General features: G+C 70.8%; 25 protein-coding genes. 10 read left to right on the top strand and 15 right to left on the bottom strand.

All coding sequences use genetic code 11. From position 1 onward, the window contains the following. Positions 1–168 precede the first annotated feature (168 nt). A complete protein-coding gene (gene tpiA, locus AC07NX_RS17985; protein ID WP_494643615.1) occupies positions 169–930 on the bottom strand; it encodes a triose-phosphate isomerase in 762 nt (253 codons plus the stop codon). 159 nt (positions 931–1,089) lie between these two features. On the opposite strand from tpiA, the gene AC07NX_RS17980 reads away from it, so the two are divergent. Both AC07NX_RS17980 and trpE read left to right on the top strand, forming a co-directional pair. After that, entirely contained in the window at positions 1,090–3,060 is a 1,971-nt protein-coding gene (locus AC07NX_RS17980; RefSeq protein ID WP_494643614.1) for a peptidylprolyl isomerase, read from the top strand. Beyond that, complete coding sequence (gene trpE / locus AC07NX_RS17975; RefSeq protein WP_494643612.1) at positions 3,057–4,592, top strand: anthranilate synthase component I; 1,536 nt, start codon at positions 3,057–3,059, stop codon at positions 4,590–4,592. Before AC07NX_RS17980 ends, trpE begins: the two co-directional genes overlap by 4 nt. 203 nt (positions 4,593–4,795) lie before the next feature. On the opposite strand, the gene AC07NX_RS17970 is transcribed toward trpE, so the two are convergent. From AC07NX_RS17970 to AC07NX_RS17955, 4 genes are read right to left on the bottom strand one after another with little or no spacing between them, the layout of a single operon-like run. Then, positions 4,796–5,002: a hypothetical protein gene (locus AC07NX_RS17970; protein ID WP_494643621.1), complete on the bottom strand. Its 207-nt coding sequence runs from the start codon at positions 5,000–5,002 to the stop codon at positions 4,796–4,798. A gap of 38 nt (positions 5,003–5,040) precedes the next feature. Next, the gene (locus tag AC07NX_RS17965) at positions 5,041–5,481 is read right to left on the bottom strand and encodes a DUF488 domain-containing protein (RefSeq protein ID WP_494643611.1); all 441 of its coding nucleotides are present in this window, start codon (positions 5,479–5,481) and stop codon (positions 5,041–5,043) included. After that, positions 5,478–6,107: a DUF488 domain-containing protein gene (locus AC07NX_RS17960; protein WP_494643610.1), complete on the bottom strand. Its 630-nt coding sequence runs from the start codon at positions 6,105–6,107 to the stop codon at positions 5,478–5,480. Before AC07NX_RS17960 ends, AC07NX_RS17965 begins: the two co-directional genes overlap by 4 nt. After that, positions 6,088–6,756, bottom strand: a complete 669-nt coding sequence (locus tag AC07NX_RS17955; protein WP_494643609.1) for a dual OB domain-containing protein — start codon at positions 6,754–6,756, stop codon at positions 6,088–6,090. Before AC07NX_RS17955 ends, AC07NX_RS17960 begins: the two co-directional genes overlap by 20 nt. A 129-nt stretch (positions 6,757–6,885) precedes the next feature. On the opposite strand from AC07NX_RS17955, the gene AC07NX_RS17950 reads away from it, so the two are divergent. From AC07NX_RS17950 to AC07NX_RS17930, 5 genes are all read left to right on the top strand, one after another. Continuing rightward, positions 6,886–7,482: an anthranilate synthase component II gene (locus AC07NX_RS17950; protein ID WP_494643608.1), complete on the top strand. Its 597-nt coding sequence runs from the start codon at positions 6,886–6,888 to the stop codon at positions 7,480–7,482. Between the two features lie 3 nt (positions 7,483–7,485). After that, complete coding sequence (trpD, locus tag AC07NX_RS17945; RefSeq protein ID WP_494643606.1) at positions 7,486–8,514, top strand: anthranilate phosphoribosyltransferase; 1,029 nt, start codon at positions 7,486–7,488, stop codon at positions 8,512–8,514. Then, positions 8,511–9,299, top strand: coding sequence for an indole-3-glycerol phosphate synthase TrpC (gene trpC, locus AC07NX_RS17940; RefSeq protein ID WP_494643605.1), 789 nt, complete (start codon positions 8,511–8,513; stop codon positions 9,297–9,299). Before trpD ends, trpC begins: the two co-directional genes overlap by 4 nt. A 263-nt stretch (positions 9,300–9,562) precedes the next feature. After that, positions 9,563–10,264, top strand: a complete 702-nt coding sequence (lexA, locus tag AC07NX_RS17935) for a transcriptional repressor LexA (protein ID WP_494643604.1) — start codon at positions 9,563–9,565, stop codon at positions 10,262–10,264. A gap of 123 nt (positions 10,265–10,387) precedes the next feature. Continuing rightward, positions 10,388–10,639 carry a hypothetical protein gene (locus tag AC07NX_RS17930; protein WP_494643602.1) on the top strand — a complete coding sequence of 84 codons (252 nt, stop codon included), beginning with the start codon at positions 10,388–10,390 and terminating at the stop codon, positions 10,637–10,639. Between the two features lie 53 nt (positions 10,640–10,692). On the opposite strand, the gene AC07NX_RS17925 is transcribed toward AC07NX_RS17930, so the two are convergent. Together AC07NX_RS17925 and AC07NX_RS17920 are read right to left on the bottom strand one after the other, a co-directional pair. After that, the gene (locus AC07NX_RS17925) at positions 10,693–11,112 is read right to left on the bottom strand and encodes a GFA family protein (protein ID WP_494643600.1); all 420 of its coding nucleotides are present in this window, start codon (positions 11,110–11,112) and stop codon (positions 10,693–10,695) included. 95 nt (positions 11,113–11,207) lie between these two features. Then, entirely contained in the window at positions 11,208–13,388 is a 2,181-nt protein-coding gene (locus AC07NX_RS17920) for a ComEC/Rec2 family competence protein (protein ID WP_494643599.1), read from the bottom strand. A gap of 34 nt (positions 13,389–13,422) precedes the next feature. Between AC07NX_RS17920 and gltX the strand changes: the two genes are divergently transcribed. The 3 genes from gltX to AC07NX_RS17905 all read left to right on the top strand — a co-directional run bounded on the left by gltX (position 13,423) and on the right by AC07NX_RS17905 (position 16,965). Next, the gene (gltX, locus tag AC07NX_RS17915; protein ID WP_494643597.1) at positions 13,423–14,847 is read left to right on the top strand and encodes a glutamate--tRNA ligase; all 1,425 of its coding nucleotides are present in this window, start codon (positions 13,423–13,425) and stop codon (positions 14,845–14,847) included. Between the two features lie 66 nt (positions 14,848–14,913). Continuing rightward, on the top strand, positions 14,914–16,194 hold the full coding sequence (gene gltA / locus AC07NX_RS17910) for a citrate synthase (protein ID WP_494643596.1): 1,281 nt from the start codon (positions 14,914–14,916) through the stop codon (positions 16,192–16,194). Between the two features lie 159 nt (positions 16,195–16,353). After that, the gene (locus AC07NX_RS17905; RefSeq protein ID WP_494643595.1) at positions 16,354–16,965 is read left to right on the top strand and encodes a GyrI-like domain-containing protein; all 612 of its coding nucleotides are present in this window, start codon (positions 16,354–16,356) and stop codon (positions 16,963–16,965) included. An 18-nt stretch (positions 16,966–16,983) separates the two neighbouring features. Here AC07NX_RS17905 and AC07NX_RS17900 read toward each other — a convergent pair whose 3' ends face one another. The 8 genes from AC07NX_RS17900 to AC07NX_RS17865 all read right to left on the bottom strand — a co-directional run bounded on the left by AC07NX_RS17900 (position 16,984) and on the right by AC07NX_RS17865 (position 24,060). Further along, positions 16,984–17,256, bottom strand: a complete 273-nt coding sequence (locus AC07NX_RS17900; RefSeq protein WP_494643594.1) for an EscU/YscU/HrcU family type III secretion system export apparatus switch protein — start codon at positions 17,254–17,256, stop codon at positions 16,984–16,986. Beyond that, positions 17,253–18,923, bottom strand: a complete 1,671-nt coding sequence (gene fliK, locus AC07NX_RS17895; RefSeq protein WP_494643592.1) for a flagellar hook-length control protein FliK — start codon at positions 18,921–18,923, stop codon at positions 17,253–17,255. The genes AC07NX_RS17900 and fliK overlap by 4 nt, the downstream gene beginning before the upstream one ends. Before the next feature lie 109 nt (positions 18,924–19,032). Next, positions 19,033–20,229: a lipid-A-disaccharide synthase gene (gene lpxB, locus AC07NX_RS17890; protein ID WP_494643591.1), complete on the bottom strand. Its 1,197-nt coding sequence runs from the start codon at positions 20,227–20,229 to the stop codon at positions 19,033–19,035. Then, positions 20,226–21,068, bottom strand: coding sequence for a UDP-2,3-diacylglucosamine diphosphatase (gene lpxI, locus AC07NX_RS17885; RefSeq protein WP_494643590.1), 843 nt, complete (start codon positions 21,066–21,068; stop codon positions 20,226–20,228). Before lpxI ends, lpxB begins: the two co-directional genes overlap by 4 nt. A gap of 8 nt (positions 21,069–21,076) precedes the next feature. Then, on the bottom strand, positions 21,077–21,874 hold the full coding sequence (gene lpxA, locus AC07NX_RS17880) for an acyl-ACP--UDP-N-acetylglucosamine O-acyltransferase (RefSeq protein WP_494643589.1): 798 nt from the start codon (positions 21,872–21,874) through the stop codon (positions 21,077–21,079). After that, positions 21,871–22,347 carry a 3-hydroxyacyl-ACP dehydratase FabZ gene (gene fabZ / locus AC07NX_RS17875; protein ID WP_494643587.1) on the bottom strand — a complete coding sequence of 159 codons (477 nt, stop codon included), beginning with the start codon at positions 22,345–22,347 and terminating at the stop codon, positions 21,871–21,873. The genes lpxA and fabZ overlap by 4 nt, the downstream gene beginning before the upstream one ends. After that, positions 22,344–23,366, bottom strand: coding sequence for a UDP-3-O-(3-hydroxymyristoyl)glucosamine N-acyltransferase (gene lpxD, locus AC07NX_RS17870; RefSeq protein WP_494643586.1), 1,023 nt, complete (start codon positions 23,364–23,366; stop codon positions 22,344–22,346). The genes fabZ and lpxD overlap by 4 nt, the downstream gene beginning before the upstream one ends. 46 nt (positions 23,367–23,412) lie before the next feature. After that, the gene (locus AC07NX_RS17865; protein WP_494643585.1) at positions 23,413–24,060 is read right to left on the bottom strand and encodes an OmpH family outer membrane protein; all 648 of its coding nucleotides are present in this window, start codon (positions 24,058–24,060) and stop codon (positions 23,413–23,415) included. Positions 24,061–24,064 lie beyond the last annotated feature (4 nt).

Below are 24,064 nucleotides of genomic sequence, written 5' to 3'. Positions count from 1 at the left end.
GACGCTCCTCCCCCGCGACGCGGGGGAGGTGGCGCGATGCGAATACGCATCGTGACGGAGGGGGCGTGGCCGCCGCCAGACGCCCCCTCCGTCTCGCCGCTGCGCGCCGAGCCACCTCCCCCGTTTCACGGGGGAGGAGTTAAAGGGACGGGCGCGCAGAATTGCCCCCTAAGCCGCCTCGATGATCGCCAGGAAGTCCGCGGCCTTCAGCGAGGCGCCGCCGACCAGGGCGCCGCCGACCTCGGGCAGGGCCAGGATTTCGCGGGCGTTGTCGGGTTTCACCGAGCCGCCGTAGAGGATCGGCACGGTCGCGCCATGCTGGCCGAACCGCTCGACCAGCACCACCCGCAGCGCCTGGTGGACATGCTCGATGTCGGCCGGGGTCGGGGTGCGGCCCGTGCCGATGGCCCAGACCGGCTCGTAGGCCACGGCGAAATCTTGCCCCGCCAGCGACGCGGGCAGCGAGCCGCGCGCCATGCCGGTGACCACCGCCTCGGCCTGGCCGGCGTCGCGCTGGTCGCAGGTCTCGCCGAAGCAGACGATCGGCTCCAGGCCGGCGGCCAGGGCGGCCTCGACCTTGGCCGAAACCAGGGCGTCGCTTTCCTGGTAGGCGGCGCGGCGCTCGGAATGGCCGAGAATCACCAGCCGGGCGCCGGCGTCGGCCAGCATGGCGGCCGAGACGTCGCCGGTATGGGGCCCCGCCGCGGCCGGGTGGCAGTCCTGGCCGCCGACGATCACCGACTCGCCGGCCATGGCCTGGGCCATCCGGTGCAGCAGGGTCGCGGGCGGGCAGATCGCGACCCGCGCCGCCGGCGGCTTGGCGGCCACCGCCGCGGCGACCGCGCGGGCCTCGTCGAGCGAAGCTTCCAGCCCGAACATCTTCCAGTTTCCGGCGATCAGCGGACGCGGCGTGGTCAGCGAAAGGGTCATGCGCCCGGTTTGGGGCCCCTGGCGGGGCGGAAGTCAAGACCGCTTGCGCCCTGCCGCCGCTTGCCCGGCGCCCCGGGGCTCTACTATACCCGCAACTCGCGTTCGTTCCGTCGCCCTGCGTGGAATCCGCGCGATTATCGAGGAAGGTTTCTCCCAGTCATGCTCGCCGGCTTCCGCTCCTTCGCCAAATCCCCGTTCGCGGTGGTCCTGTTTGGTCTGCTCATCGTCAGCTTCGCGGTGTTCGGCATCAGCGACGTGTTCCGTCATCCCCCCGGCAAGTGGGTGATCGCGGCCGGGTCGCGCAACATGTCGCCGGAGGACTTCAAGGCGCATTTCGAGGCCTTCCGCAAACAGCAGCAGGCCCAGGGCCAGATCGTCACGCCGGACATCGCCGTGCAGCAGGGCGTCGATCGCAAGATGCTGACCCAGCTGGCGCTGCAGGAATCCCTGGCCGAGCTGGTCCGCAAGATGGGCGTGCGCCCGTCCGACAAGCTGGTGGGCGACACCCTGCGCGAGCAGATGGCCAGCCTGCCCCCGGGCCAGCGTCCGTTCGACCCGATCACCGGCAAGTTCGACCCGGCGCTGTACCAGCGCCTGCTGGCTCAGAACGACCTGACCCCGGCCCGCTACGAGGCCTCGCTGCGCGACGACCTCGCCCAGACCCACCTGTTCAGCGCCGTGGCCTCCAGCCTGCGCGCCCCGCGCATCTATTCGGCCCTGCAGGCCGCCTACGGCCTGGAAGGCCGCGACCTGGCCGCCTTCGCGATCAATCCCGCGACGGTCGAGAAGCCCGCCGCCCCGACCGACGCCCAGCTCCAGGCCTTCATGAAGGAGCACGCCGCCCAGCTGACCCGCCCCGAGACCCGGGTGCTGTCGGTGGCCCGCTTCAGCGCCAAGGCCCTGGAGAACACGGTGACCGTGCCCGAGGCCGACATCGTCAAGACCTACAACTTCCGCAAGGACACCCTGGGCACGGCCGAGACCCGCTCGTTCGTCCAGATCGTCGCCCCCGACGCCAAGGCCGCCGCGGTGATCGCCCAGCGCCTGGCCAAGGGCGACCAGCCGGCCATCGTCGCCAGCGCCTATGGCAAGCAGCCGGTGATGATCGACTCCAAGCCCAAGTCCGCCCTGCCCGACCGCAAGGTGGCCGACGCGGTGTTCGCCCTCGCCGCCGGCCAGGTCAGCGGTCCGATCAACGGCGACCTGGGCGTCTCGGTGGTCAAGCTGACCAAGGTCAACCCGGCCACCACGCCCAGCCTGGAATCGCAGCGTCCGGCCATCGAGGCCGAGCTGAAGACCCAGGCCGCCCAGGCCAAGGCCTACGAGCAGACCCAGGCCTACCAGGACGCCCATGACGGCGGCGCCAATCTGATCGACGCGGCGACCAAGGCCGGCGCCTTCGTGATGACCACCGCGCCGATCGCCGCCAACGGCGCCGACCAGACCGGCCAGCCGGTTTCCGGCCTGACCCCGGACGCGCTGAAGACCGCCTTCGAGCTGCCTTCCGGCGGCGAGAGCGAGCTGATCGAGGCCGGCAAGGGCGAATATTTCGCCGTCCGCGTCGAGAAGGTCATCCCCTCGGCCATGCCGCCCCTGGCCGAGATCCGCGCCCCCCTGGCCCAGCAGTGGCAACTGGACCAACTGCTGCAGCGCATGAAGGCCAAGGCCGACGAGCTGGTCGCCCGGGTCAAGAAGGGCGAGTCGCTGGAAGCCGTCGCGGCCTCGGCCCAGAGCCAGGTGCAGCGCGTGCCCAACATCACCCGCCAGAACGCCCGCCAGTTCCAGGGCCTGGGCCGCGACCTGCTGCTGGGCGCCTTCGGGGCCAAGCCGGGCGTGGCCTTCGTCAGCCGCGGCCCGCAAGGCGGCTACCTGGTCGCCCTGGTCGAGAAGGTGCATCCCGGTTCGCCCGAGCAGATGGCCCAGATCACCGAGGTCGCCCGCCCGCAGACCTCGCAGGGTCTGTTGCGCGACGTCGGCATGGCCGCCCAGGACGCCGCCAAGGCCCAGCTGAAGACCAAGGTCAACCTGACCCTGGCCCGCCAGGCGATCGGCGTCGACACCAGCGCCCTTCCCGCCGAGGACGGCAAGGCCCCGGCCAAGGACAAGGCGCCCAAGGGCCTGGCTCAATGAGCCTGGAGCCCGGCTTCGACGCCTTCGCCGCCGCCTACGAGTCCGGCCGCCCTCAGGTGGTCTGGACCCGGCTGATCGACGACCTGGAGACCCCGGTCTCGGCCTATCTGAAGATCGGCCACGGCCGCCCCTACGCCTTCCTGTTCGAGAGCGTCGAGGGCGGGGCCTGGCGCGGGCGCTATTCGATCGTGGCCATGAAGCCGGACCTGGTCTGGCGCTGTCGGGGCGACCAGGCCGAGATCGCCCGGGGCGACGACATCGCCGCCGGCCGCTTCACGCCCCAGGCTGGCGGCGCGCTGGACAGCCTGCGCGACCTGATCGCCCAGTCCCGGATCGAACTGCCGGCCGGCCTGCCGCCGCCGTCGGCGGGCGTGTTCGGGGCCCTGGGCTACGACATGGTCCGCCTGGCCGAGCGCCTGCCGGACGTCAACGCCGACACCCTGGGCCTGCCGGACGGGATCATGACCCGGCCGTCGATCGTGGCGGTGTTCGACGCCATCGCCCAGGAGATCATCCTGGTCACCACCGCCCGCCCCCAGGCCGGGGTGTCGGCCGCCGACGCCTACGCCGCCGCCCAGGGCCGCATCGAAAGCGTGATGGCCGACCTGCGCGGTCCCCTGACCCAGCCGGCCCCGCGCCAGAGCCATGGCCAGGCCGAGTTCACCACCCCGGTCAGTCGCGAGGACTACGCCGTGGTGGTCGAGAAGGCCAAGGAGTACATCCGGGCCGGCGACATCTTCCAGGTGGTGCCCAGCCACCGCTTCCGCGCGCCCTTCCCGCTGGAGCCGTTCGCCCTCTACCGCTCGCTGCGGCGAACCAACCCGTCGCCGTTCCTCTATTTCCTGGACCTGGACGGCTTCAACCTGGTCGGTTCCTCGCCGGAGATCCTGGTGCGGCTGCGCGACGGCAAGATCACCATCCGCCCCATCGCCGGCACCCGCCCGCGCGGCGCCACGCCCGAGCAGGACCTGGCGCTGGAGAAGGAGCTGCTGGCCGACCCCAAGGAACGGTCCGAGCACCTGATGCTGCTGGACCTGGGCCGCAACGACGTGGGCCGGGTGGCGATGCTCAAGCGCCCCGGCGGCAACGATCCGGCCGTCAAGGGCAAGCACGCCAATGTCCGGGTCACCGACAGCTTCAAGATCGAGCGCTACAGCCACGTGATGCACATCGTCTCCAACGTCGAGGGCGACGCCCCCGAGGGCGTGGACCCGGTCGACGTGCTGATGGCCGCCCTGCCCGCCGGCACCCTGTCGGGCGCGCCCAAGGTGCGGGCCATGGAGATCATCGACGAGCTGGAGGTCGAGAAGCGCGGCATCGGCTATGCCGGGGCGGTGGGCTATATCGGCGCCGACGGCTCGGTCGACACCTGCATCGTGCTGCGCACGGCCCTGGTCAAGGACGGCATGATGTACGTCCAGGCCGGCGGCGGCGTCGTGGCCGACAGCGACCCGGACGCCGAATACGACGAGACCCTGCACAAGTCGCGGGCCCTGAAGCGCGCGGCCGAGGAGGCCTGGCGCTTCGCCTAGGGCGGATCAGCCGAAGACCACCAAACTTTCGTCATTCCCGCCCTTGTGGCGGGAACCCCTCTGTCGGCCGCAAGGGCGGAGGTGTGGCGCGCCGGCGCGCCAAGGCGTCTCACCGTCGGCTGAACCAGGGGTTCCCGCCACAAGGGCGGGAATGACGGCGTTATGATATTTGAACGTCGATTGGCCCCTAGGGCGCCTTGGGTCTAGTCGCCCAGGCGGTCGGACGGCAGGTGCTGGACGACCGCCGGCGGGGCCATGATCATCACCGCGGCGAAGGTCACGGCGCTGAGGGCGGCGAAGGCGGCCGCGGCCAGGACGGGCCCCATCTTCTGCCGGCGCATCGGCTTGCGCAGCAGGGCCCGGGCATAGGCCAGGGCGGCGGTGTCGAGGGCGGAATCAGCGAGATCCATGGCCGCCAGCATGCCCGGCGACTCGCCTTGAGGCGAGGTTACAGATGTCGCACCCGCAACCGGCCGTCCCACTTGCGGTTCAGATACTCGCAGACCAGCCGACGATGGCAGTGATGCGGCGTGGCTTCCGAGCAGAGCAGGCAGGCGCCGTCGAACTGCTCGGGCTTCAGCCGCGCCTCGACCCGCCGCTCGGCCATCAGGGCCAGGAAGCTGGTCTCGAAGACGCGCCAGTCGCCCTTGTCGCGCTTGAACGCCTTCAGGATGTCGTCCGACGGGGCCAGCAACGGTTCGTGGCGATAGGTCATGCCGCCGATCTGGCCGAGGAAGAAGGCCAGGTCGTCCGCCTTGGCGAAACCGGCCAGCTGGGAGGTGTTGTGCAGGCGCACGTCGATCACCGAACGCACCCCCGCCGCCGTCAAGCGCTCGAAGAAGCCCTTGGCCGAGGTCTGGGTGAAGCCGATCGTGCAGACGTCGGTCATTCCGCCGCGCCGAGCGCCGTCGGCGGCGGCGGCTCCTCCGCATAGGCCGCCTTGCGCGCGCGCTGGCGATAGGCCCGCGTCAGTCGCTCCTCGCGGCCTTCGAAAATATCGTCGTGTTCCAGACCCTCGCAGACCAGCAGCCGCCGCTCGGTGGACTCGTGCGGTTCGACCTGGCCGTCGGGCAGCACGTGGGAGACCGCCAGGCCCATCCGCGCCAGCCGCCGCGACACCAGCAGGCACCGGTGGCAGTCCAGCGGTTCCTGCTCGGCGCACATCAGGGCCACGACATGGCTTTCGGCGCCCTTGCGCACCCGTTCCAGCCCCGCCTCGAACGCCGGCTCGAGGGCCATGGCCTCGTAGTCGGCCACGCCGTTGTCGAAGAGATGGGCTCCGGTGGGCCGCCCGCCCAGGGCGTCGCCGAGATAGACATAGGCCAGGCCCGCGCCCTTGAGCTTCTCCGCCAGGGCGTCGCGGTTGAACTGGGGCGTATGGCGCGACCAGGGACTGGTGCGTACGTCCGCGACCGCCGTGGCGCCGGCGCCCAGCAGCAGGCGCTCGAAACGCTCCCAGCTGTGCGTCGAGTGGCCGATCGTCAGGACGCGGGGTTCAGAGGGCGTGGAGTCCATTGACCTGAAGATAGCACTGATCGGGATGGTCCTTGAAGGGACGGGCCAGCCCCAGCCGCACCTGCGCGCGGCCCGCCTTGGGCGCCAGGTCCCGGGCGGCGGCCAGGCCCTCCTTCTCGAACGCCTGCTTCAGCGCCTTGGCCGCCACGGCGAGGCGCAGGACATGGCCGCCGATCTTCAGCTCGGCGCGAAGCTTGTGCTCGTCCTTGTAGGCATGCTCGAAAAGCCTGACGTTCACCGCGTCAACGGTTTGGCAGGCCAGCGATCCACAAGCCGCGCCGGCCCGCACATAGGCCTTGTCGCCGTCGAACCGCAGATGATCGCCAAACACCGTCTCGGGTGAAAACGCCGCCGCGCGTTCCAGCGCCTGTCTGAACCCGTCGGCGCTCAGCACGGCGATTCTGCGCGGGGCGCCGCCCACCACGATGTCCTCGGTGTTGTGCGGCAGGGCCGTCTGGGGACGCTCGCCGCGAAACTCGACCACATGGCCCGGATGGAAGGTCGTGTTGGGGCCGCAGACCCGGGCCTCCCAGAAGCCCGCCGCCGCCGGTTCCGGCCGGATCATCACCCCGCGATCCAGTTCGAAGCCCGCGACACATCGCAGCCGGCCGTAAAGCGTCACCTCGGTGACGACGATGCGATAAGCCATGAACACAACCATCAGCCAAGATTGTCACGTCACGATCAATCTTATGGCGAGTCAACTTGGCTGCGCAACATCGGATGGCTTGGCCTGCGCGCTCGTTCCCCCTAGAAGCAGGCGGCGAAAGGCGGCGTCATGATCCTGGTCATCGATAACTACGACAGCTTCACCTACAACCTCGTCCACTATCTGAACGAGCTGGGGGCCGACACCGTCGTGCATCGCAACGACGACCTGTCGGTGCAGGAGGCCCTGGGCCTGCGGCCGAACGCGGTGCTGCTGTCGCCCGGCCCCAAGGCTCCCGACCAGGCGGGCATCTGCCTGCCGCTGCTGCGCGGCGCGCCCGACGACCTGGCGATCCTGGGCGTGTGCCTGGGCCACCAGGCCATCGGCCAGGCCTACGGCGGCGACGTGATCCGCGCCAAGGAAGTGATGCACGGCAAGACCAGCAAGATCTTCCACAACGACAAGGGCGTGTTCAAGGGCCTGCCCAACCCGTTCATCGCCACCCGCTACCACAGCCTGGCGGTCGACAAGGCCACCCTGCCCGACGACCTGGAGATCACCGCCTGGACCGAGGACGGCGAGATCATGGGCGTGCAGCACAGGACCCGGCCGGTCTACGGCGTGCAGTTCCACCCCGAATCCATCGCCACCGAAGGCGGCCACCAGCTGCTGGCCAACTTCCTGGACCTGGCCAAGGTCCAGCGCGACGCGGCGATCTGGGTCTAGGCGATGTCGGACGCCTTCAAGCCCCTGCTGGCCAAGCTGGCCGACGGCCAGACCCTGGACGAGGACGACGCCGAGACCTTCTTCGCCGCCTGCCTGCGCGGCGAGCCGACCCCCGCCCAGGTGGCCGCGGCGGTGACCGCCATGCGCCTGCGCGGCGAGACAGTGGGCGAGATCACCGCCTGCGCCCGTGCCATGCGTCGCGCGGCCATCCACCTGGACCATCCCTATGACGTCATCGACGTCTGCGGCACCGGCGGCGACGGCCTGCACACCCTGAACATCTCCACCGCCGTGGGCTTCGTCGCCGCGGGCGGCGGGCTGAAGGTGGCCAAGCACGGCAACCGGGCGATCACCAGCAAGTCCGGCACCGCCGACGTCCTGGCCGCCCTGGGGGTCAATATCGACGCCAGCCTGGCCCAGCAACGCCACGCCCTGGACACGGCCGGCATCTGCTTCCTGTTCGCCCAGTCGCACCACGGGGCGATGAAGCACGTCTCGCCGATCCGCCAGCAGCTGGGCTTTCGCACTATCTTCAACCTGCTGGGCCCGCTGACCAATCCGGCCGGCGCCAAGCGCCAGGTCGTGGGCGTCTCGGCCCATCGCTTCGTCGAGCCCGTGGCCAAGGCCCTGGGCGCGCTCGGCGCCGAACGCGCCTGGTCGGTGCACGGGGCCGGCATGGACGAGCTGACCACCACGGGCGAAACCGAGGTCGCCGAATGGCGCGATGGGGCCTTGCGCCTGTTCACCATCACGCCCGAGGCCGTGGGCCTGCCCCGCGCCGCCCTGGCCGACATCACCGGCGGCGAGCCCGCCTACAACGCCGCCGCCCTGACCGCCCTGCTGGACGGCCAGAAGGGTCCGTACCGCGACATCGTCATGCTCAACGCCGCCGCCGCCTTCCTGGTGGCCGACAGGGTCGAGACCCTGCGCGAGGGGGTCGAACTGGCCGGCGCGGTGCTCGACGACGGTCGCGCCAAGGCGGCCCTGGCCGGACTGGTCGCCGCCACCAACAGCGAAACCGTTTCAGCATGACCGACATCCTGGCCAAGATCGCCGCCTACAAGCGCGAGGACGTGGCCGACCGCAAGCGCCGGCGGTCGTTCGCCCAGGTCGACGCCGCCGCCCGCTCCGCCGCCTCGCCGCGCGGCTTCAAGGCCGCGCTGGAGGCCGATCACGCGCCGGGCAAGCTGGCCCTGATCGCCGAGATCAAGAAGGCCTCGCCGTCCAAGGGCCTGATCCGCGCCGACTTCGATCCGCCGGCCCTGGCCCGCGCCTATGCCGAGGGCGGCGCGTCCTGCCTGTCGATCCTGACGGACGGCCCCAGCTTCCAGGGCGCCGACGGCTACCTGATCGACGCCCGCGCCGCCGTCGCCCTGCCCTGCATCCGCAAGGATTTCCTGGTCGACCCCTGGCAGGTGGCCGAGAGCCGCGCCCTGGGCGCCGACGCCATCCTGGTGATCCTGGCGATGATCGACGACGCCCTGGCCGCCGACCTGATGGCCGAGGCCGCTCGCCTCTCCATGGACGCCCTGGTCGAGGTCCACGACGAGGCCGAGATGGCGCGGGCCGGCAAGCTGGGCTCGACCCTGGTCGGGATCAACAACCGCGATCTGAAGAGCTTCGTCGTCGATCTGGCCGTCACCGAGCGCCTGGCCGCCCAGGCGCCCGCCGACGCCCTGCTGGTCACCGAAAGTGGCCTGTTCGTCCACGACGACGTGGTGCGGATGGAGACGGCCGGCGCCAGGGCCATGCTGGTCGGCGAAAGCCTGATGCGCCAGGCAAACGTCGCGGCGGCGACGCGGGCGCTGCTGGGGTAGAGCACTTCGAGGCCGAGGCCAACTCCCGGAAATCCGCGCGCCCGAACCCGCGTCATGCATGCTGCGGCCCGGCGCGGTACGCCCTCGATTCGAGCGGATCGCGGAATCTTGCCCGCCGCCCACGCGTCGACCGGACTTGTATTTCCTGAGAAATCCACCCCCGTCCGCCCGGCGAACACCGTTAACTTGACATCAACAAAGAACACCTAGAGAACATTCACAGAGGTTTGCGGTTTGTTCCGCGACGACTGGCGAGGCCGGACATGCTCACGCGCAAGCAGCACGAGCTGCTGATGTTCATCCACGAACGGATCAAGGAGACCGGCGTCTCCCCCTCCTTCGACGAGATGAAGGAGGCGCTGGACCTGGCGTCCAAATCGGGCATCCACCGGCTGATCACGGCTCTGGAGGAGCGCGGCTTCATCCGTCGCCTTGCCCACCGGGCGCGGGCGCTCGAGGTGGTCAAGCTGCCGCAGCAGGCTACGGCGGCGGCGCCGCCGAAGGGGCGCGGAACGTTCAAGCCGCAGGTGCTGGAAGGCGGCGGCCAGGCGCCGACGCCCCCGCCCCAGATGGCCGCCGACAACACCCGCGACCTGCCCATCCTGGGCCGCATCGCCGCCGGCACCCCGATCGACGCCATCCAGCACGAGCGCGAGCGCCTGCCGGTGCCCGAGACCATGCTGGGGGCCGGCGAGCATTATGTGCTCGAGGTGCAGGGCGACTCGATGATCGAGGCCGGCATCCTCGACGGCGACTATGTGATCATCCGCAAGGGCGACACGGCCAACAGCGGCGAGATCGTCGTGGCCCTGGTCGGCGAGGAAGCCACCCTCAAGCGCCTGCGCAAGAAGGGCGGCTCGATCGCCCTGGAAGCCGCCAACCCCAAGTACGAGACCCGCATCTTCGGCCCCGACCAGGTCGAGGTGCAGGGCAAGCTGGTGGGGCTGATCCGGCGGTATCACTAGGCTTCGCAGGAGCTCACGTTCCAGGCTCCGCTCGCGATCCGTGCCAAGCGTGGGACTCACGGTTGCATTCAACTTCAAATTGTGTAGCCATTCTTGAACCAATGGCTTCGTTTGGAGACGGTAATGCAGCGATATCGATTTTCGGCCGCGGCGGTTGCGTTATGCGCGACCGCCGCCTTTACGATCGTCACGGTCCCGGCGCCAGCGAAGGCCTATCCGCATCCGTGCATGCAGCGAGCCCTGACCAAGTGTCAGCAATATGAACTCGGTACGCCGGAGTTCGACGCCTGCTATTACCCCGCCTATGACAACTGCATGGCCAGTTGGGAGACCGATCCCCCGCCCCCGCCGCCGCCGTTCGATCCCTGGCCCTAATCGATTTCAGCGAGCTCGCTGTCCCGGCCTGCGTCCGGGCGGCGGGCGTCGCCTCAGCTCGCCATACCCGCCGGCCGGTTCTCCACGTACTGCGGCACGTTCAGCGGCGGCAGCCAGGGCTCGCGGCGCTTGACCCAGACCTCGTACTGCGGCGTGAACTGGCCCGGCGCGTCCAGTCCACCGAGGTGGATTTCGGTCTCGCCGTCGCCCTCGCCCTCCGCCGTCCAGAACAGCGGCGAGCCGCAGGTCGGGCAGCCGTGGATCAGGCCGTGCTCGGCGCCGGTCCAGATCGCGAGCCGCCCCTCGATCCGCACCTTGTCGGTCCGGAACGCCGCGAAGGCGTTGAACGGCGCGCCGTGGCGCTTGCGGCAGGTCAGGCAGTGGCACAGCCCCACCCGCAGCGGCCCGCCCGTCACGACATAGCGCACCGCCCCGCACGCGCACCCGCCTTCCCGCTCCATGATCGTCTCCATCTCTCCTCCCAGCCTAAACGCCCGAAGCGCCGCTCGGCTCGGAAGGCCTTCCAGTTCGGTGAACGTTTGACTGGCCCGCCGCGCGCCCACCGGGTTCAGGCGGCGGGCGGCCTGGTCCAGGGCCGGACGCCCCGCAGCGGCTGGGCCCAGACGATCCACCATTCGCCGCCGCGCCGATAGAGCTCGGCCGCGCCCTGGGCCGCGAAGTCGTCGGCGTCGAGGACGATCCGGTCGCGGCAGGCGGGCGGCGTCGGCGGAGCCGCGCCGCGCAGGACGACGATCTCGGCCTTGGCGCACATCGCCGCCAGGTCGTCGGCGTCCGGCCCGGCCTTGCTCCACGACAGGGCCAGGGCGACCGGCGCGCCGGCCGCCGGGGCGCAGGATCGCCGGTCGCAGGCATAGAGCGGGCTGGGCGCGACACTGTCCGGCAGGGCCAGGCCGCGCCGTCGGCTCCACAGCTCGGCCCCGAAGCGGCGCGCGTCGGGCCGTAGCAGCACCGCCTCGCGGCCCTGGCGCACCGCCGCCGTGGTCCCGTCCGGGGCGATCCAGGCGTCGGGCGGCGCCGGGCGCGGCCACAGGGCCACCGCCAAGGCGAGGGGCGCGCCCAGCCAGCGCAGGCGTCCGCGCCACAGGCACAGCAGCATCAGGCCGACGAAGGCCAGGGCCAGGGTGAAGGGCGGGCCGCTGGCCACCACCTTCTGGGCGCCGCCGGCGCTGGCGAAGCCGTCGGCGACTCCCATCATCGCCGCGATGCCCCAGCCGGCGACCGCCAGGAACGGCCGGCCCAGTCCGAAGGCTTCGAGCGCCGCGCCCAGGGCGAGGAACGGCATGATCACGAACGACGACAGCGGCGCGACCAGGAGGTTGGCCGGCAGGCCCCAGACCGCCACGCGGTTGAAGTGCTGCAGGGCGAACGGCCCAGTCGCCATGCCCGCCACGAAGCTGGCGCCGACGCTGACCGCCAGCCAGCTCAGCGACCCCTGGATGGCGCGGATCCACCAGGGCGCCGAGATCTCGCGCACGGGACGCGGCCAGGCCTCGGCCAGGGCCACCAGGGCGGCGGTGGCCGCGAACGACATCTGGAACCCGGGCGCGCCCGCCGACTCGGGCTGGACCAGCAGGATGATCAGGGCCGCCACCGCCAGCCCGTGCAGGGTGATGGCCTGGCGGTCGAACAGGATGGCGGCGAAGGCCACCGTGGCGGTGATCGCCGCCCGCAGGGCCGGCGGCGGCGCGCCGGAGATCACCAGGTAGGTCCCGACGGCGGCCAGGCCGGCCAGGGCCGCGACCTTCTTGCCCGGAACCCGCAGCGCCGCCCAGGGCCAGGCGGCGATCAGCAGCCGCACCAGGCCGAACGCGAAGCCGCCGACGATGGCCATGTGCAGGCCCGAGATCGACAGGATGTGGGCCAGGCCAGAGGCCCGCATGGCCTCGGTCTGGTCCTGGGTGATCCAGGCCTCGTGGCCGGTGACCATGGCCGCGGCGATTCCCCCGCGCGCGACGCCCATGTCCTGGACGATCCGGCTGGCCAGTCGCCAGCGGAAGGCGTTGACCGCCATGGCGGCCCGCAGCCGCCACGGCGGCGGGTCCAGCACGACCGGTTGCGATTGGCCGATCGCGAAGCCCACCCCACCCACGCCATGGAACCAGGCGTCGCGGGCGAAGTCGTAGGCGCCCGGCGCGGCCGGCGGCGGCGGTGGTCCCAGCATGGCTCGCAGGCGGACCGCCTGGCCCGGCGCGGGGATGTCCTCAGCCTCGACGGTCACCCGCACGCGCTTGGGCGTGTCCTCCGGCGCCAGGCGGCTGATCTGGACCGGCGCGATCAGCAGGCGCGGCCCGCCGGCCCCGGGACTGACCACGTCGACCACGAAGCCGTCGATGGTCATCACCGCCCGCCCCTCCGCCAGGATCGGCGCCTCGACGGCGTGCGAGCGGACCTTGCCCGCCAGCGCCCCCGCCGCCAGGAAGGTCGCCAGCACCAGAAAGACCGACAGCCCGGTCGCCGATCGCCGTCCGATCAGCGCCGCCAGAATCGCCGGTCCCGCCACCAGCCCGACCAGCAGCGCCCAGGACGGCTCGGCCTTCAGTTCCAGGTAGCCGGCCGCGCCCAGGCCGAACGCCACCGGCGCCCACAGCATCCAGCGCTCGCGATTGGCGTCGATCTCGCCGATCAGTGAAGCTGTTACCGTTCCCAGGCTAGGACGCGCGCGAAGACGCGTGCTAAGACGCGCCGCCCAGCCGCCACCGGACCTGTCCGGTGTCGCGGTCCTCGCCACTTCCGTGGCCTCCAGTCCGTCAGCCTTGATCTCGATGACCCAATCTCCCCCCGCGCCGCCCTCCGGCGTCGTCACCCGCTTCGCCCCGTCGCCGACCGGCTTCCTGCACATCGGCGGCGCGCGCACGGCGCTGTTCAACTGGTTATATGCACGTCATACGGGTGGGAAGTTCCTTGTTCGCGTCGAGGACACCGATCGCGAACGTTCGACCGAAGCCGCCGTCGCCGCCATCTTCGAGGGCCTGGACTGGCTGGGCCTGAAATCCGACGAGGAAGTGGTCTTCCAGTACAGCCGCGCCGACCGGCATCGGCAAGTCGTGCAGGAAATGCTGGCCGCCGGCCGCGCCTATCGCTGCTGGATGACCGTCGAGGAACTGGCCGCGGCCCGCGAGGCCGCCCGGGCCGGCGGGCCGGCCCTGCGCTCGCCCTGGCGCGACGCCCCGCCGCCCAACGATCCCACCCTGCCGCACGTCATCCGCTTCAAGGGCCCGACCGAGGGCGCGACCCTGGTCGACGACCTGGTCAAGGGCCCGGTGACCTTCAACAACGCCGACCTCGACGACCTGGTCCTGCTCCGCGCGGATGGGGCTCCGACCTACAACCTGGCCGTGGTGGTCGACGACCACGACATGGGCGTCACCCACGTGATCCGCGGCGACGACCACCTGAACAACGCCGCCCGCCAGACCCTGATCTACCAGGCCAACGACTGGACCCTGCCGGCCTTCGGCCACATCCCGCTGATCCACGGCCCGGACGGCGCCAAGCTCTCCAAGCGCCACGGCGCCCAGGCCGTCGGCGAGTTCGCCGACATGGGCTACATCCCCGAGGGCATGCGCAACTACCTGGCCCGCCTGGGCTGGGGCCATGGCGACGACGAGGTGTTCACCGACGAACAGGCGATCAGCTGGTTCGACGTCAAGGACGTGGTCAAGGCTCCCGCCCGCCTGGACTGGGCCAAGCTGAACTTCATCAACGGCCAGCACCTGCGCCAGGCCGACGACGCCCGCCTGGCCGACCTGACCCTGAAGGCGCTGCAGGCCCAGAAGGCCGCGCTGCCGGCCGACGCCGCCGCGCGCCTGCTGGCGGTCGTCCCCCAGGTCAAGGAAGGCGCCAAAACCATCCTGGAGTTGGCCGAGCACTGCGCGTTCGCCCTGAAGGTGCGTCCGCTGGTTCTGGAAGAAAAGACGGTCAAGCAGCTGACCGACGAGACCGTCGAACGGCTGACCCGCCTGCGCGCCCAGCTGGCCGCGGCGCCGGTCTGGGGCGTGTCGGAGCTGGAAACCCTGTTGAAATCCTTCGCGGAATCCGAGGGCGTGGGTTTCGGCAAGTTCGGCCCGTCGCTGCGCGGCGTGCTCACCGGCGGCTCCCAGGCGCCGGACCTGAACAAGATCATGGCCGCGCTGGGTCGAGACGAGTCTCTGGGGCGCCTTGACGACGCCCTGGCGTCGCGCGCATGAGGCGCTATAACGCAGCCGCGAAATCAAAACTGGACTGATCGTTCCATCATTGAAGGGGTCTCTCGCATGACCGACAAAGCCACGCTGACGATCGGCGACAAGAACTACGACCTGCCGATCCTCAAGGGCAGCACGGGCCCGGACGTCCTGGACGTGCGGAAACTGTACGGCGAATCCGACCACTTCACCTTCGATCCGGGCTTCACCTCGACGGCGTCGTGCGAAAGCAAGATCACCTATATCGACGGCGACGCCGGCATTTTGCTGCACCGCGGCTATCCGATCGACCAGCTGGCCGAGAAGTCCTCGTTCCTGGAAGTCTGCCACCTGCTGCTGAACGGCGAGCTGCCGACGGCCGAGGAATTCACCAAGTTCGAACGCAACATCACCTACCACACGATGCTGCACGCCCAGTTCGACAGCTTCTTCCAGGGCTTCCGCCGCGACGCCCACCCGATGGCGGTGATGACCGGCGCGGTCGGCGCCCTGTCGGCCTTCTACGCCGACAGCCTGAACGTCGATGATCCCAAGCAGCGCGAGATCAGCGCCCATCGCCTGATCGCCAAGATGCCGACCATCGCCGCGCGCGCCTTCCAGTACTCGCAGGGCCGTCCGTTCGTGACGCCGCGCAACGAGCTTTCCTATTCGGAAAACTTCCTGCGCATGTGCTTCTCGGTGCCGGCCGAGGACTGGGTTCCCAACCCCGTCCTGACCCGCGCCATGGACCGCATTTTCATCCTGCACGCCGACCACGAGCAGAACGCCTCGACCTCGACCGTGCGTCTGGCCGGCTCGTCGGGCGCCCACCCGTTCGCCTGCATCGCCGCCGGCATCGCCTGCCTCTGGGGTCCGTCGCACGGCGGCGCCAACCAGGAAGCCCTGGAGATGCTGGAGGAGATCGGCTCGGTCGAGAACATCCCCGCCTTCGTCCAGGGCGTGAAGGACAAGAAGTACAAGCTGATGGGCTTCGGCCACCGCGTGTACAAGAACTTCGACCCCCGCGCCAAGGTGATGCAGAAGACCTGCTACGAGGTGCTGGAGCAACTGGGCATCAACGACCCGCTGCTGCACGTGGCCATGGAGCTGGAGAAGGTCGCCCTCAGCGACCAGTACTTCATCGACCGCAAGCTGTACCCGAACATCGACTTCTATTCGGGCATCACCCTGCGCGCCATGGGCTTCCCGACCAACATGTTCACCGTGCTGTTCGCCCTGGCCCGCACCGTCGGCTGGATCAGCCAGTGGAAGGAAATGTTCGAGGACCCCTCGCGCAAGATCGGCCGCCCGCGCCAGCTCTATACCGGCGCCACGCAACGCGACTACGTCGCGGTCGACAAGCGCGGCTAAGCGCTTCGATATTGCTGAATTGGAAGAGGCCTCGCGAAAGCGGGGCCTTTTTCTTGCCCGGGACCAGGTCCTCGGCCGGCATTGCTGCCTAAAACAGGCACCCCGTCATGCGACGCTGACCCTGAATCGGCGCTCAAGACCGGGGGCCAGGAGGAGCGGATGGAAAAGCTGGATCTGAAGAAGACGAGAAAGCCCCTCTTCACCGCGCCGCTTGGCCGCTTCGTGACGATCCAGGCGCCGCCGGTGTCCTACCTCATGGTGGATGGCCACGGCGACCCGAACACCGCCCCAGCCTACCGGCTCGCGGTCGAGAGCCTCTACGCGACGGCCTTCACGATCAAGTTCGCCAGCAAGGCCAACGGCAAGGACTTCGTCGTGGCGCCGCTGGAAGGGCTTTGGTCGGCCCCTGATCCTGAAAGCTTCACCGCGCGGCGCAAGGACGAATGGGACTGGACCCTGATGATCATGGTTCCCGACCACCTGGACGAAACGATCTTCCTGGCCGCCAGGACCAGGGCCCGGGAGAAGCTGGGCGCCCTGCCCGAAAGCCTGAGGCTCGAAAGCCTGGAGGAAGGCCTCTGCCTCCAGGCCCTGCACGTGGGCGGCTACGACGACGAAGGCCCGCTGCTCGCGAGATTGCACGGCGAAGTCATGCCGTCCGGCGGCTACGGCTTCGCCGGTCGCCATCATGAGGTCTATCTGAGCGACCCTCGCAGGACGACACCCGAAAAGCTCAAGACCGTGATTCGCCAGCCCGTGCGTCAGGTCTGAAGTCGGCCCCGCCGACGCTTACCGCCCCTCGGCGCTGCGCAGGATGAAGCCCAGGATCTCGGCCACGGCGACATAGAGCGCCTCGGGGATCTCCTCGTCGAGCTCGATGGTCGACAGGGCCTGGGCCAGGGCCGGGTTCTCCTCGATCGGCACGCCGTGCTCGCGGGCGGTCTCGATGATCTTGTCACCGACCCAGCCGCGGCCGGAGGCGACGACCCGCGGGGCGTTGGGTTCCTCATACTGCAGAGCCACGGCGATGCGCGGCCCGACGGAGCGGATCACGCCGGTCATGTGGCCTGGTCCAGGAACTGGCCCGGCGCGACGGCGGGGGCGCGCGGCTGGCCGGCGTGGAAGGCGATCTCGGGCTCCAGGGCCGCGTCGCGCAGGGCGCCGCCCAGGCGCTCCTCGCCCGCCCGCAACCGGGCCATCGCCATGGGACGCTCGGCCCACAGCGACACGCGGGCCCGGTCGCCGGTCAGGGCCACCTGGGCGTGGACCGGACCCATGGGCTCGACATCCAGCGAGAAGCGCGCCCGCCAGGTGCGCCCCAGGGCGCGACCATCCTCCCCGCCCGAACCGCCGCCGTCGCGGCTGATCTCGAACTGGGCGGCGGCGGGCCCCTGCGCGGTCATGAACGGCATGTCGAACACCCAGCGCTGCCCGGGCTCCTCCATCGGTCGGCTGGCGGCTGGAGGCTCCGGCAGCGAGGCGATCTGCGACAGCTCGGTGCGGGCCAGGGCCGCGCTGGTCTCGGCCAGCAGGCGCTGGGCCATGGCGTGGGGGCCCGCGCCCGCCGGCAGGCCCGGCTGGGCGGCGGCCTGGGCGTGGGTGGGGGCGCCGGCATAGGGCGGCGGGGTCTGGGACGGCGGACCGGGCGCGACCTCGGGTCCGCCATAAGCCATTACCGCCGCCGGAGCCGCGCGCGCCAGGGGCGCGGATGGGAAGTCCTCGGCCACGATGGCGCCGAACGCCGGCAAGGGCGGTGGCTGCGGCGTCGCGGGCGGACGAACGGCCTGCGACGGCGCGTTGACGTTCGGCCAGCCCCCGGGCGGTTTGGTGATCGCCGGCGGGGCGCCGTCGGTCCGAGGCGAGGCCCGGGCCTCCCCGTCGGGCGCCGTCTGGGCGAAAGCCGGGCCCATCGGCGACTTGGCCGCCGCGGCAAGCGCCTGGGGCGTGCCGCGATCAGCCAGCTGAGCCGAGGACGCCGCGGCCATGGCGGAGGCGCTTGGCGTTGCATTGGGGGCCGCGTTGGGCGTCCCGCCGGACGTCGCCCCCGGCGTGGCGCCGGCCTGGGCGGCCATCGGCGGCAGGGTGTCGGCCCAGTTCCTGACCACCTCGCGGAACACCAGCAGGGCCGCCTTCATGTCGCTGTCGGGCGTCGGGGTCGGGACCACCCTGGGCGGGTCGGTCAGGGTGCCGGTCTGCGGGCGCGGAGCCGAACCGTCCGGCGCGGCGGTCGCCAGGCGGGCCTCCAGGAACAGGCCCGAGCGCTGCAGCGCCTGGCGGATCTCCGGACCGCTGATCTGGCCGTCCAGGCGCGTCCCCAGCGCCATCACCTGGGCGATGGCCGCCTTGACCTGGCGCGGCGTGTCGGGTTCGGCGGCGGCCTGGACCATGTCGGCCATCAGGGGCGCCAGGCCGGCCTGGCGGGCCGCGGCGCGACCGGCGGCAGCGGCGACCGCGCGAGCGGGGGTTTCGGCCTGGGTCTCGGGCTCCGGGGCGACGCCGCGGGCCTCCGCCGCCTTGGCCCGGGCGACGTCCCCCTCGCCCACCGCGCCCTTGGCCAGGTTGGTCAGGTCGCCCTGGGGCTGGGACTGGGACTGGTCGATCATCGCGCCCAGGGTCTCGACCGACTGGATGACCGCGATCCGGGCGAGCGCCTCGGCCGCCTGGTCGGCCCGGCTGACGGGGGCTGACGGCGTCAGGGGCGATAGAGGGGCGACCGAGAAGATCGTCACGCCAGGGCTCCAGCCGGCGGCGAGAGGGCCACCAGGGCTTCCAACCTAGCCGAGAAGCCGTGAAGCGGATCTTAAAGGCTTGCTTAACGCCTCGGGGCGCCGCGAACCGCTAGACGGCCGCGCCCCGCGCCCTCAGGAAGCCCAGCAGCGCCGAAGCCGCCGCTTCCGAGGGGTCGGGCATGCCGCGCCCCATCCTATCCAGGGCGGCGTTCTGGGCGGCGACCTGGGCCGCGCGCAGGGACGGGTCGTCCAGCCGCCGGGCGACCTCGACGGCCAGGGCCTGGCCCGTGCAGGCGTCCTGCAACAGCTCGGGCGCGACCGTGTCGTCGGCCGCGATGTTGAACAGGGTCACCCAGCGCGGCTTGAACATCGACTTCAGCAGGGCGTAGGTGATCTTGCCGGTGACATAGCCGACCACCATCGGACAGCCCGCCAGGGCCAGTTCGGTGGTCACCGTGCCGCTGCAGGCCAGGGCGACCGTGCCGGCGACCATGGCGTCGTCCTTCAGCGTCTCGTCCTCGATCACATGGGCCCGGAACGGCCAGGCCTCGACCCGCGCCTTGACGCTCTGCGCCACGGTCGAGGCGGCGGGCACGACGACGTGCAGGTCGGGGCGATCGGCCTTGAGGCGGCGCACGGCGTCCTCGAACGGCGGCATGACCCGCTGGATCTCGGATGGGCGGCTGCCGGGCAGCACCAGCAGGATCGGCTCGCCGGGCGCGGCGCCGATCGCGGCCCGCAGCCGGGCCGGATCGGCGCGGCTCAAGTCGTGGGCCAGGGCCGAATTGCCGACGAAGACATTGGCCAGGCCGGCGGCGTCGAAATACGGCTTGTCCATCGGCTGGATCGACAGCAGCAGGTCCACCGCCCCGGCCAGATCCTTGGCCCGGCTCGCGTGATAGGCCCAGACCTGGGGGGCGACGTACTTGACCAGCGGCAGGCCGGGGTCCTGCTTCCGCAGCGCCTTGGCCAGGCGGATGTTGAAGCCCCAGCTGTCGATCAGCACCGCCACGTCGGGCTTCTCGCGAGCCGCCAGGGCCAGGGTGTCCTTCAGCCGGGCCATGGCGCGCGGATAGGCCTTCAGGCTCTCCACGATGCCCAGGATCGACAGCTGGGCGATGTCGAACGGGCTCTGGACTCCCTCGGCCGCCATCTTGGCCCCGCCGACGCCGACGAAGCGCACCTTGCCGGGGCCTAGCCGCTCGCGCAGCACGCGGGCCAACTTGGCGCCCAAGGCGTCGCCCGAAGCCTCCGCCGCCACCAGCATCACGGTCAGCGGCCGGTCCTCGGAGCGTCCGGGGCTCATCTGTCGGCCCGTGGTTCGACCCCGTACACGAACAGGCCCAGGTCGTCGGCGCAGGCGATGACCTGCTCGCGATCGACGATCAGCAGGCGGCCGGCCTCGCCGACCACCCCGGCCAGGCCGGCGCGGGCCGCGCGCTGCACGGTGGCGACGCCGATGGTCGGCAGGTCGACCTTGGTCTCCTGGATCGGCTTGGGGGCCTTGGCCAGCACGCCGCGCGGGGCCTCGGCGTTGCCGCGGATCGCCTGGGGCAGGTCGGCGACCCGGCGCAGCATGGCGTCGGTGCCCTCCTGGGCCTCGACCGCCAGCACCAGGCCATCGCAGACCACCGCGCCCTGCCCCACGTCCAGCGCGCCGATGGCCCGGGCCACGTCGAGGGCGCGATCCATGTCGGCGATGTGGGCGTCCTTGGGAACGTGCTTGCCCAGGGGCCCGCGCGGCAGGGTCATCTCGCCCCGCACCTCGTGCGCGCCCTCGATCGCGAAGCCTTCCTTCTCGAACTCGGCCAGCAGGCGGCGCAGCAGGGCGTCGTCGCCCTTGCGGGCGGCGCTGATCAGGCCCGGGATCACGGTCAGGCCGCGCAGGTCCGGCTTGATCGTCGAGAAGTCGGGGCGGTCGACGACGCCGGCGAAGCACACGGCCTCGCAGCCCTCCTCCCGCAGCGCCTTGAACACCTTGCCGAACTCGCCCAGCCCGACCTCGACGCCCGGATAGCGGGCCAGGACCGGCTGGGCGAACGACTTCAGGCGCATCACCGCGAACGGCCGGCCGGCCGCCTCGCAGTGTTGCGCCAGTTCCACCGGCAGGGAACCGCCGCCGGCGATCAGACCAAGCTTGCGCACGGCCCCTCCTAGACTTCGCGCTCGGGCAGGCACAGGGGCCTGTTGGCGTCGGCGCGAATGAAATCGACGATCTCCATCACCTCGGGGGTCGCGGCGTGGGTCTCGGCTACGTCGTCCAGGCGCTCCTGGAAGGTGCCTTCGTCGGCGAACAGCAGGCGGTAGGCGGCGCGCAGGGCGTTGATCGCCTCGCGCGTGAAGCCCCGGCGCTTGAGGCCCACCAGGTTCAGGCCCTCCAAGTGGGCGTGGTTGCCCCACACCGAGCCGTAGGGGATGATGTCCTTGGTCACCACCCCGCCGCCGCCGACGAACGAATAGCGGCCGATGCGGGTGAACTGGTGGACGGCGCACAGTCCGCCCATGAACACGAAGTCGCCGATCACCACGTGGCCGCCCAGGGTGGCGTTGTTGGCGAAGGTCACGCGGTCGCCGACCACGCAGTCATGGGCCACGTGGGCGCCGACCATGTAGAGGCTGTCGGAACCGATCGTGGTCACCCCGCCGCCGCCCACCGTGCCGGTATGCATGGTGACGTGCTCGCGGATGATGTTGCGCTCGCCGATCACCAGGCGGGTGTCCTCGCCCTTGTGGGCCAGGTGCTGCGGCGCGCCGCCCAGCACCGCGAACGGGTGGACGGTGGTGCCCGCGCCGATCTGGGTCGCGCCCTCGATCACCACGTGCGAGACCAGCCGCACGCCGTCGCCCAGCTGGACCCGGGGCCCCACGGTGCAGAACGCGCCGATCTCGACGTCCTGTCCCAGCTGCGCGCCGGGCGAGACGATGGCGGTCGGATGGATCTGGGGGGTCATGCCTTGGGCGTCTCCACCACCATGGCCGCGAACTCGGCCTCGGCGGCCACCTTGTCGCCGACCTTGGCCACGCCCTTGAACTTGAAGATGCTGGAGCGGGCGCGGACCACTTCGACTTCCATGCGGATCACGTCGCCGGGACGCACCGGATTGCGGAAGCGGGCGTTGTCGACCGACATGAAGAAGATGGTCTTGCCCTCGGTGTCGACCTCGAGCGACTTGCTCATCAGCACCGCGCCGGTCTGGGCCAAGGCCTCGATGATCAGCACGCCCGGCATCACCGGATTGCCTGGGAAATGGCCCTGGAAGAACGGCTCGTTGATCGTCACGCACTTGACGCCCACGATCGACTGGTGCGGGCGATAGGCCTCAGCGCGGTCGACCAGCAGGAACGGATAGCGGTGCGGGATCCGGTTGAGGATCTCGGCGATGTCGATATTGGCCAAAGGTTCTTCAGTCTTGGATTGGCTCATTCTGGCCCCTTGGTTCCCCGGCCGCCCGCCTTGCGCGACAGCCATGCGGTCTCTCGGAGCCACCGCTTCAGCGGTCGCGCCGGAAACCCAGTCCATGTTTCGCCGGCCGGCACGTCCTTGAAGACCGACGCCGAGGCGCCGATCTGGGCGCCCGCGCCGACCGTCAGGTGATCGGCCACGCCGGCCTTGCCGCCGAACGCGACCCCGTCGCCGACCACGGTGCTGCCGGAAAGGCCCGTGAAGGCGGCGGCGACGCAGTTGCGACCGAGCCGGACGTTGTGGGCGACATGGACGAGATTGTCGATCTTGGTGTTCTCGCCGATGGTCGTGTCGCCGAAGGCGCCGCGATCCACGCAGCTGTTGGCGCCGATCGTCACCCCGTCCTGCAGGATCACCCGCCCCAGCTGAGGCAGGTCGACCACGCCCTGGGGCCCGCCGGCCGCGCCGAACCCGGCTTCGCCGATCACCGCCCCGGCGTGGACCAACACCCGGTCGCCGATCAGGGCGAAACCGATCACGGCGTTGGCCCCGATCCGGCAGTCGCGCCCCACGGCCACGCCGGGGCCGATCACCGCCCCGGGCGCCAGATGGGTCCCCCGCCCGATTCGCGCGCCCTGCCCGACAATCACGCCCGGAGACAGGATCACGCCCGCCTCCAGTTCACTGTCGGGATGCACGTGCTGCGAGCCGTCGTGACGGCGCGGCGCGTGCAGGCGGCCGGCCGCCGCGGCCCACGAAGCCTGCGGATGGCTGGTCAGCAGCAGGATGCAGCCAGCCGGAGCCCTGTCGGCATGGTCCGGCCGCAGGAAACAGGCCGCGCCCTTCAGGCCGGCCAGATCGGCCAGGCGCTTGGGATCGGACAGGAAGGTTACGGAGCCCGCGGCGGCGCTCTCGAGCGGCGCCACGTGCGAGATCATCTGGCGGCCGTCGGCCGGATCGGCCAGCCGAGCACCGCTCAGGCTGGCCAGTTCCGCGAGGGTCGCCGGACCCAGGTCTTCGAAAAAGCGCGGGTCCGGCATCGGTCCTCTCGGGAGCGGCCCGGGCCTCATGCCCGGACCGACTCGACTACTTCTTGGGAGTCGTCGGCTGAAGAGCTTGAGCCCCCGGAGCCGCTTGGTCCAGACGTTCGCGATCGAAGGTCAGGGTCTTGATGCGGGCGTCGACCGCGGTGACCACGGCGTCGGTGATGTCCATGGCCGGGTTGCCCAGCAGAACCGACTCCCGCTCGATCAGGATCGAGCAGGTCTTGGCCTGGTAGGCCTGGCGGATGGCCGGGTCCAGTTCCTGATAGACGCGAGCCAGTTGCTTCTGCTCGGTGGCCTCGACCTCGCGCTGGCGCAACTGGCCCTTACGCTGCCAGGCGTTGGCGCGCACCTGCAGGGCGGCGGCCTGCTGCTCCAGGGCGCTCTGGTCGAGCGTGGCCTTCTTGGCGTCCAGGGCCTTGGCGTCGTTGTCCAGGCTGGTGCGCTCGGCGGTCAGTTCGGCGTTGACCTGCGAGATGATGGTCTTCAGGCGGGCGTCGACGGCCTTGCCCACCAGCGAACGGGCGACAGCGCCCTGGCTGGAGAAGATGCAGACGCCGGCGATCGGCGCGCCGTGGGTGACCGGCGGCGCGGCCGGGGCCGTCGGAGGCGTGGCCTGGGCGAAGGCGCCCGACGCCGTGGCGAGAGCGGCCAGACCCGAAACGGTCGCGGCGAGGAACTTGGAGGTCATGCTG

Source organism: Caulobacter sp. GW821-FHT09A05 (genome assembly GCF_059418465.1).
The sequence above is the reverse complement of the archived record's forward strand: the minus strand, read 5'-3'. Positions and strand labels throughout refer to the sequence as shown.